At 71.5% G+C, this 6254-nt stretch carries 8 protein-coding genes; 6 read left to right on the top strand and 2 right to left on the bottom strand.

Annotated elements, in window-relative coordinates; translation table 11 throughout:
• The first annotated feature begins 257 nt into the window (after positions 1–257).
• Genes G3N61_RS37595 through G3N61_RS37570 form a run of 6 tightly spaced genes read left to right on the top strand, consistent with a single transcriptional unit; the run spans position 258 to position 3595 of the window.
• Positions 258–617 (top strand): hypothetical protein, encoded by a 360-nt coding sequence (locus tag G3N61_RS37595; protein WP_205824950.1) that lies wholly within the window; start codon positions 258–260, stop codon positions 615–617.
• Between the two features lie 34 nt (positions 618–651).
• On the top strand, positions 652–1167 hold the full coding sequence (locus tag G3N61_RS37590; protein ID WP_205824949.1) for a sigma-70 family RNA polymerase sigma factor: 516 nt from the start codon (positions 652–654) through the stop codon (positions 1165–1167).
• The gene (locus tag G3N61_RS37585) at positions 1164–1946 is read left to right on the top strand and encodes an anti-sigma factor (RefSeq protein ID WP_205824948.1); all 783 of its coding nucleotides are present in this window, start codon (positions 1164–1166) and stop codon (positions 1944–1946) included. Before G3N61_RS37590 ends, G3N61_RS37585 begins: the two co-directional genes overlap by 4 nt.
• A 28-nt stretch (positions 1947–1974) precedes the next feature.
• Positions 1975–2406, top strand: coding sequence for a quinol oxidase (locus tag G3N61_RS37580; RefSeq protein WP_089450013.1), 432 nt, complete (start codon positions 1975–1977; stop codon positions 2404–2406).
• A complete protein-coding gene (locus G3N61_RS37575; protein ID WP_205824947.1) occupies positions 2403–3035 on the top strand; it encodes a DUF1571 domain-containing protein in 633 nt (210 codons plus the stop codon). Before G3N61_RS37580 ends, G3N61_RS37575 begins: the two co-directional genes overlap by 4 nt.
• Before the next feature lie 44 nt (positions 3036–3079).
• A complete protein-coding gene (locus G3N61_RS37570; RefSeq protein ID WP_205824946.1) occupies positions 3080–3595 on the top strand; it encodes an SRPBCC family protein in 516 nt (171 codons plus the stop codon).
• 46 nt (positions 3596–3641) lie between these two features.
• On the opposite strand, the gene G3N61_RS37565 is transcribed toward G3N61_RS37570, so the two are convergent.
• Both G3N61_RS37565 and G3N61_RS37560 read right to left on the bottom strand, forming a co-directional pair.
• Positions 3642–4691, bottom strand: coding sequence for an ABC transporter ATP-binding protein (locus tag G3N61_RS37565; protein ID WP_205824945.1), 1050 nt, complete (start codon positions 4689–4691; stop codon positions 3642–3644).
• Positions 4692–4719: 28 nt separating this feature from the next.
• Positions 4720–6254, bottom strand: a 1535-nt coding sequence (locus tag G3N61_RS37560; protein ID WP_205824944.1) for an iron ABC transporter permease, incomplete at its 5' end; no start/stop codon positions are given.

Here is a 6254-nt window from a genome sequence, read left to right as displayed (position 1 = left end):
GCCTGGGTTTGCCGGCCACGGGCCCGGTCGATTGCGATCAACTTCTCGCCCGCGCCCATGCGGATCGAGCGGAGGCGCTGCGTCTGCATCTGGCCGCCCGTGCGCAAGCGATGCGCGCTGAAGTGGAATAACCGGTCGCCTCCATCCGTTTACCTACCGAATCCCGGCAGCGCCGGCCGGCAGGATAATGGCCGTGACGAAGCCGATCGTCCCGGCTGGTGCCGCGCTGTCGCGATGCCGTGCCAAGGAGAACGGGCATGAAACGGATATTCGCCGCCGCCGCGCTGGCGGCGGCAATCGTGCGGCCGGCCGCCGCGGAACCGCCCCGGGCCGGCGACGGGAAACTGGTCGATGAAGATCACATGACGCTGTACGTGTTCGATCGCGATGCGCCTGGCAAGAGCGCGTGCGACAGCACGTGTGCGGCCAGCTGGCCGCCCGCGCGCGCCGACGCGTACGACAAGGCCGCGGGCGCGCTGAGTCTCGTCGCGCGCGCCGACGGCAGCAAGCAATGGGCGTACCACGGGCGCCCGCTGTATCGCTGGAAGCAGGATCGCAAGCCCGGCGACGCGGGCGGCGACGGGATCGGCGGCATGTGGCACGTGGCGCGTCCATGACGGCGGGCGATGGGGCGGTGCGCGAGGCATCCTGATGAGCTACGAATCGGATCTGCTGGTGTGGTTGCCGCATCTCACGCGCTATGCGCGTGCGCTGACGGGTGACCGGGCCTGGGCGGACGATCTCGTGCAGGACACGCTCGAGCGTGCGCTGAACCGTCCGCCGCGCGATGGCGGCAACCTGCGCGCGTGGCTGCTGACGTTGCTGCGGCACCGTTTCATCGACCAGTTGCGTGCGCGGCACGAGATTGCAGTCGATGACGCGACGGCACCGTGGCAGACGATGGCCGCGCCGGCCGGCGAGATCGGCGGGCTGGTGCTGCGCGACGTGCAGCGCGCGCTGTACCGGCTGCCGGTCGAGCAGCGCGAGGTGCTGCTGCTGGTCGCCCTTGAGGAATTGAGCTATCGCGATGCCGCAGAGGTGCTCGGCGTACCGGTGGGAACGGTGATGTCGCGGCTCGCACGGGCGCGCGGGCAGATGCGCGCGCTGCTGTCGGACGAGCCGTCGGCGCACGGCACGGCCACGTTACGGGTGATCGGGAAGACATGATGGATGATCCGCACAAGCCTTCGAACGAGCGGGACGAAGATGCGTCGGCGCAACTGCTGTCCGCGTTGCTGGACGGCGAGCTGTCCGGGCATGAGCGCCGCGAGGTGCTCGAGCGCGTGCTGGCCGATCCGGAGGAAGCCGAACGATTCGCGCATTACCGTGCGCAGCGCGATGCGCTGCAGGCGCTGTTCCCGCTGCCGGGCGCCGCGCCCGCGCTGTTCGTGCAGCGCGGTGCGCCGCGACGGCGCGGGATCGCCTATGCGTTCGCGGGGCTCGCGGCCGGGCTGCTGATCGGCGTCACGCTGCATGCGGGCTGGATGGCGTTCGGCCGCGAACCGGCGTTTGCCGCGCGCGCGGATGTCGCGTACACGACTTACGTGGCCGACCGCGAACATCCGATCGAGGTCGGTGCAGGCGACCCTGAACGTCTCGTCGCGTGGCTGTCCGCGCGTCTCGGGCGCCCCGTGCGTGCGCCGTCGCTCGACGAATACGGCTACGCGCTGCTCGGCGGCCGGCTGCTGCCCGGCGAAGCGGGGCCGGCCGCGCAACTCATGTACCAGCGCGCGGACGGCGAGCGCGTGACCCTGTACATGACGGCCTACGATGCACGGCGCCTCGCGCCGCAGGCGATGTCGGCCGGCGATCGCTACACGTATTTCTGGTCGGATCGCGGGATGGGTTACGCATTGTCCGGTCAGGGCGACGAACGGCGCCTGCGCGAACTCGCGATCGACGCGTGCGGTGCGCTCGGCGGCCCGACCGACGCGTGGAAGGGGTGACGCGCGCGGCACCGGTACGGAGCAGGCGATGAAGACGACGATGACGAAGGGGCTCGTGCTGATGCTGGTGCCGGCGGTGTTCGCCGTGGGCGCCGCGCTGGCGCGGGCGGACGGCGACGCGCCGGTGCGTGTGCCCGTCGACGCCGACGGCGTGCAGCGGGTGGCGATCGTCGGCGGCAGCTATTTCTTCCGGCCGAACCACGTGATCGTGCGGGCGCACGTTCCGGTCGAGCTGACCGTGTCGGCCGAACCCGGCCTGGTGCCGCACAGCTTCGAGATCGATGCGCCGCAGGCCGGCATCGCAGTGCACACCGAGCTGGCCACGACGCCGAAGACGTTTCGCTTCACGCCCACGCAGCCGGGCCGGTTCGCCTACTATTGCACGCATCGGCTGCTGTTTTTCAGGAGCCATCGCGAGCGCGGGATGGAAGGCGTGCTCGATGTCGAGGCGGCGCCGTGATCGCCGCGTTGCTGGCCGCGAGCCTGATAGGAGCGAGCATGACCGCCGATCCCGTGACCGTCGCGCAGGCGCATTTCGACCACGTCCGCTCGTACCGCGCGACGATCCGCTCGGCGGCGCGCAGCGGCGAGCACACCGAAATCCGCTACGCGTACCTGAAGCCGGGCTTCGTCCGGATGGATTTCGTGTCGCCGCATCACGGCGCGGTGCTCGCCTACGATCCCGGCGACGGCAAGGTGCGGCTGCGTCCGTTCGGCGCACACGCGCCGCCCGCGTTGACGCTGTCGCCGTCCAATCCGCTCGTGCGCGACCGCAGCGGCCACCGGGTCGACCGGTCGGACGTCGGCGAACTGCTGCGCAACGTCCATGCGCTGCAGGAAGGCGGCGCGACGGTGACCGAAGGCGAGGAGGCCGTCGGCGGCCGGACCGCGCTGCGCGTGTCGGTCACGGGCGCGCCTGCGCACGCGGTCGATGGCGTGCATCGCTACCGGCTGTGGCTGGACACCGAGGACGGCTTTCCGCTGAAGGTCGTCAGCTTCGCGGACGATGACGACGTGCCGCTCGAAACCGTGACGCTCGACGACGTCGAGATCGACGTCGCGTTTCCCGAACGCTTCTTCGCGCCCTGAGCGGTGCGCTGACTCATGCCCCTGACGGGCAGGCCGGAGGCTGCATGGCGGAATACCGGTTCTCGACGACCTGGCGCGTGGACGCGCCGCTCGCGGTGGTGTGGGACGCGATCTACCAGGTCGACCGCTGGCCCGGCTGGTGGAAGGGCGCCGTGAGCACCGTCGAGATCGAGCCGGGCGATGCGCGCGGCGTCGGCGCGCTGCACCGGTACACGTGGAAGGGGGCGCTGCCGTACCGGCTGGCCTTCGACATGCGCGTGCGACGCGTCGAGCCGCCGCATCGGCTCGAAGGCCGCGCGAGCGGCGCGATCGAAGGCAACGGATGCTGGACGTTCGCCGCCGACGGTGCCCGCACGATCGTGCGCTACGACTGGCACATCCGCACGCACGTGCGCTGGATGAACCGGCTGGAGCCGCTTGCCCGCCCGCTGTTCCGATGGAATCACGACGTCGTGATGCGCGAAGGCGCGAAGGGGCTCGCGCGGCTGCTGGGCGCGGCGGTCGAGACGGATGGCCGGACCTTCCGGCCGTTGCCGGATGCGGACTGCGCGGACGCCTGATCGCGTGTGAATGCGTGTGAAGGCGCTGAGCGACGGACCGCGCCGCTCAGCGCGCGTACGCCATCACCGCACCATCCACCACCAGCGCGACACGTTCGCCGACGGCCGGACACCGGTGTCCCGGCACGCGTACGCGCACGAGCACGTCGAGATCGGCCTCGAGGCGTACGACCACGTCGGCGTCCTGGCCCGCGAATTGCGCGGCTTCGACGCGCGCCGTATGGCCGCGCGCCGCATCGGCCTGCGCAACCGGCACGATCCCGATCTGCTCGGGGCGCAGCATCGCATCGGCCGGCCCGTCGGGCAGCGACGCGACGAGCGGCAGTTCGCCGAGCGCGCACGCGATGTGCCCGTTGCGCACACGGCCGGCGAGCAGCACGGCCTGCCCGACGAACGACGCGATGTCGCGCGTGACCGGCTGCCGGTACAGCGTCTGCGGCGCGGCCGTCTGTACCAGCCGGCCGTGCCACATCACCGCCACTTCGTCGCCGAGCGTCATCGCCTCGGGCTGGTCGTGCGTGACGAGCACCGATGTCGCGCCTGCGGCGGCGAGCGCATCGGCGACCGCGCTGCGCGTTTCGTGGCGCAGCGACGTATCGAGCGCGGAGAACGGTTCGTCGAGGATCACGAGCGACGGCTCGGGTGCGAGCGCGCGTGCGAGCGCGACGCGTTGCTGCTGCCCGCCGGACAGTTGCTGCGGCGCACGGCTCGCATACGACGCCGGCAGCCCGACCATCTCGAGCAGTTCATCGACGCGGTGATGGCGCCGCCGCGCCGCGCGCGGCAGCCCGAATGCGATGTTGTCGGCCACCGACAGGTGCGGAAACAGCGCGCCTTCCTGCGGCACGTAGCCGATCCGGCGCTGTTCGGGCGGCAGGTGTACGTCGGGCGCCGCCACGCGGCGTCCGTCGATTTCGACGGTGCCGCGCTCGGCGCGTTCGAAGCCGCACAGCACGCGCAGCAGGGTGGTCTTGCCGCTGCCGGACGGGCCGAGCAGCGCGAGGCGCGAGCCGCGCCGCACCGTGAGATCGATGTCGTGCAGGACGGTATGCGATCCGAACGATTTGGACAGGCCGTGGATGCGTAGTTCGCTCATGGGCGGTTCCGGTGAAAAAGGGCGGCGCTCAGTCGCGCACCGACGCGCGGCCGAGCAGCACGAACAGCAGTCCCGATGCGCCGAGCGACAGCGCGACGAGCAGCGCCGCGTAGGGCGCCGCGGCGGCGAACGCAAGCGTTGCCGTATCGCTCCAGACCTGGGTCGCGAGCGTGCGGGTGCCGATCGGCGACAGCAACAGCGTCGCATTGAGTTCCGTCATGACCGAGATGAACACCATCGTCGCGGCTGCGCCGAGGCCGGGTGCCGCGAGCGGCAGCACCACGCGCGTGAGCGTCGCGCGCCAGCCGAGACCGAGCGCGCGCGCGGTTTCCTCGAGCCGGGCCGGCACGTGCGACAGCGCGGCGCGCACGCTGACGACCGCGAGCGGCAGGAACAGGATCGCGTACGCGGCGACGAGTGCCGGTGCGCTCTGGTAGAGCGGTTGCAGCAGCCGTACCGTGATCGACACGATCGCCAGCGCGACGACGATGCCCGGCACGCCCTGCACGGTCATCGCGGTGCGCTCGAGGAGCGTCGCGACGCGCCCCGGATAGCGGACCATCAGGAACGCGAGCGGCAGCGCGAGCAGCGTCGTGACGGCCGCCGCCATCAGGCCGTAGCCGGACGACGCGAGCGTGGCCTGCCACAGCAGCTCGGGTGACACGTCGGCCGGCGTGACGGCGGCCGCGCCCTGTTGCGTGAGCCAGTAGCCGATCATCGCGAGCGGCACGCCGAGCGTCGCGGCGGCGAGCGCGGCGAACGCGACGGTGACGGGGCCGCGCAGATGGCCGAGCGGATAACGCATCGCGACGCGGCGCGCGGCGCGGTGCGTATGACCGTAGCGCGCATGACCGCGTGCGCGTGCCTCGATCGCGAGGCACAGCAGGCACAGCGCGATCAGCACGCAGCCGAGCAGCGATGCGCCGCCGCCGTCGAACGCGGTGCGGTATTCGGCGTAGATCTCGGTGGTGAAGGTGCGAAAGCGCAGCAGCTGGAACGCACCGAACTCGGACAGCACGCCGAGCGCGACCAGCAGCATCCCGCCGCACAGCGCGGGGCGCAGCTGCGGCAGCACGACGCGGAAGAAGGTGCGCCACGGCGAGCAGCCGAGCGTGCGCGCGCTTTCCTCCAGCGCGGGATCGAGCTCGCGCAGCGCGGCGGCCACCGGCAGGTAGACGAGCGGGAAGTAGGCGGAGGTCAGCACGATCAGTGCGCCGAGAAAATCCTGCAGGTCGAGGCTCAGCGACACCCACGCGTAGCTCGTGATGAACGGGGGCACCGCGAGTGGCGCCGCCGCGAGTGCGGTCCACAGCGGCCGGGCCGGCAGGTCGGTGCGCTCGATGAACCACGCGACCGCCGTGCCGAGCAGCGTGCACGCGAGCGTCGCGGCGAGCGTGATCGACAGCGTGTTGACCAGCAGTTCGCCGACGAGCGGGCGCCATATCAGCTCGATCGCATCGTCGAGGCCGAAGGTGGCCGCGCGGTACAGCGTGAAGCCGAGCGGCAGCAGGATCGCGAGCGGCCCGCACGCGGCCGCGGCGACGAGCGCGCGCGACGGGCGGC

The sequence above is a fragment of the Burkholderia sp. Ac-20349 genome (assembly GCF_017104865.1).
In the GTDB taxonomy this organism is placed as follows: Bacteria; Pseudomonadota; Gammaproteobacteria; order Burkholderiales; family Burkholderiaceae; genus Burkholderia; species Burkholderia aenigmatica.
Note: the sequence above shows the minus strand (reverse complement) of the source record. Positions and strands in the feature narration are given on the sequence as shown.

What these genes read in the sequence shown, in the direction of transcription:
- G3N61_RS37570 (WP_205824946.1), top strand. Translation starts at nt 3,080, where the DNA reads ATGGCGGAATACCGGTTCTCGACGACCTGGCGCGTGGACGCGCCGCTC.
- G3N61_RS37580 (WP_089450013.1), top strand. Translation starts at nt 1,975, where the DNA reads ATGAAGACGACGATGACGAAGGGGCTCGTGCTGATGCTGGTGCCGGCG.
- G3N61_RS37565 (WP_205824945.1), bottom strand. Translation starts at nt 4,691, where the DNA reads ATGAGCGAACTACGCATCCACGGCCTGTCCAAATCGTTCGGATCGCAT.
- G3N61_RS37585 (WP_205824948.1), top strand. Translation starts at nt 1,164, where the DNA reads ATGATGGATGATCCGCACAAGCCTTCGAACGAGCGGGACGAAGATGCG.
- G3N61_RS37595 (WP_205824950.1), top strand. Translation starts at nt 258, where the DNA reads ATGAAACGGATATTCGCCGCCGCCGCGCTGGCGGCGGCAATCGTGCGG.
- G3N61_RS37590 (WP_205824949.1), top strand. Translation starts at nt 652, where the DNA reads ATGAGCTACGAATCGGATCTGCTGGTGTGGTTGCCGCATCTCACGCGC.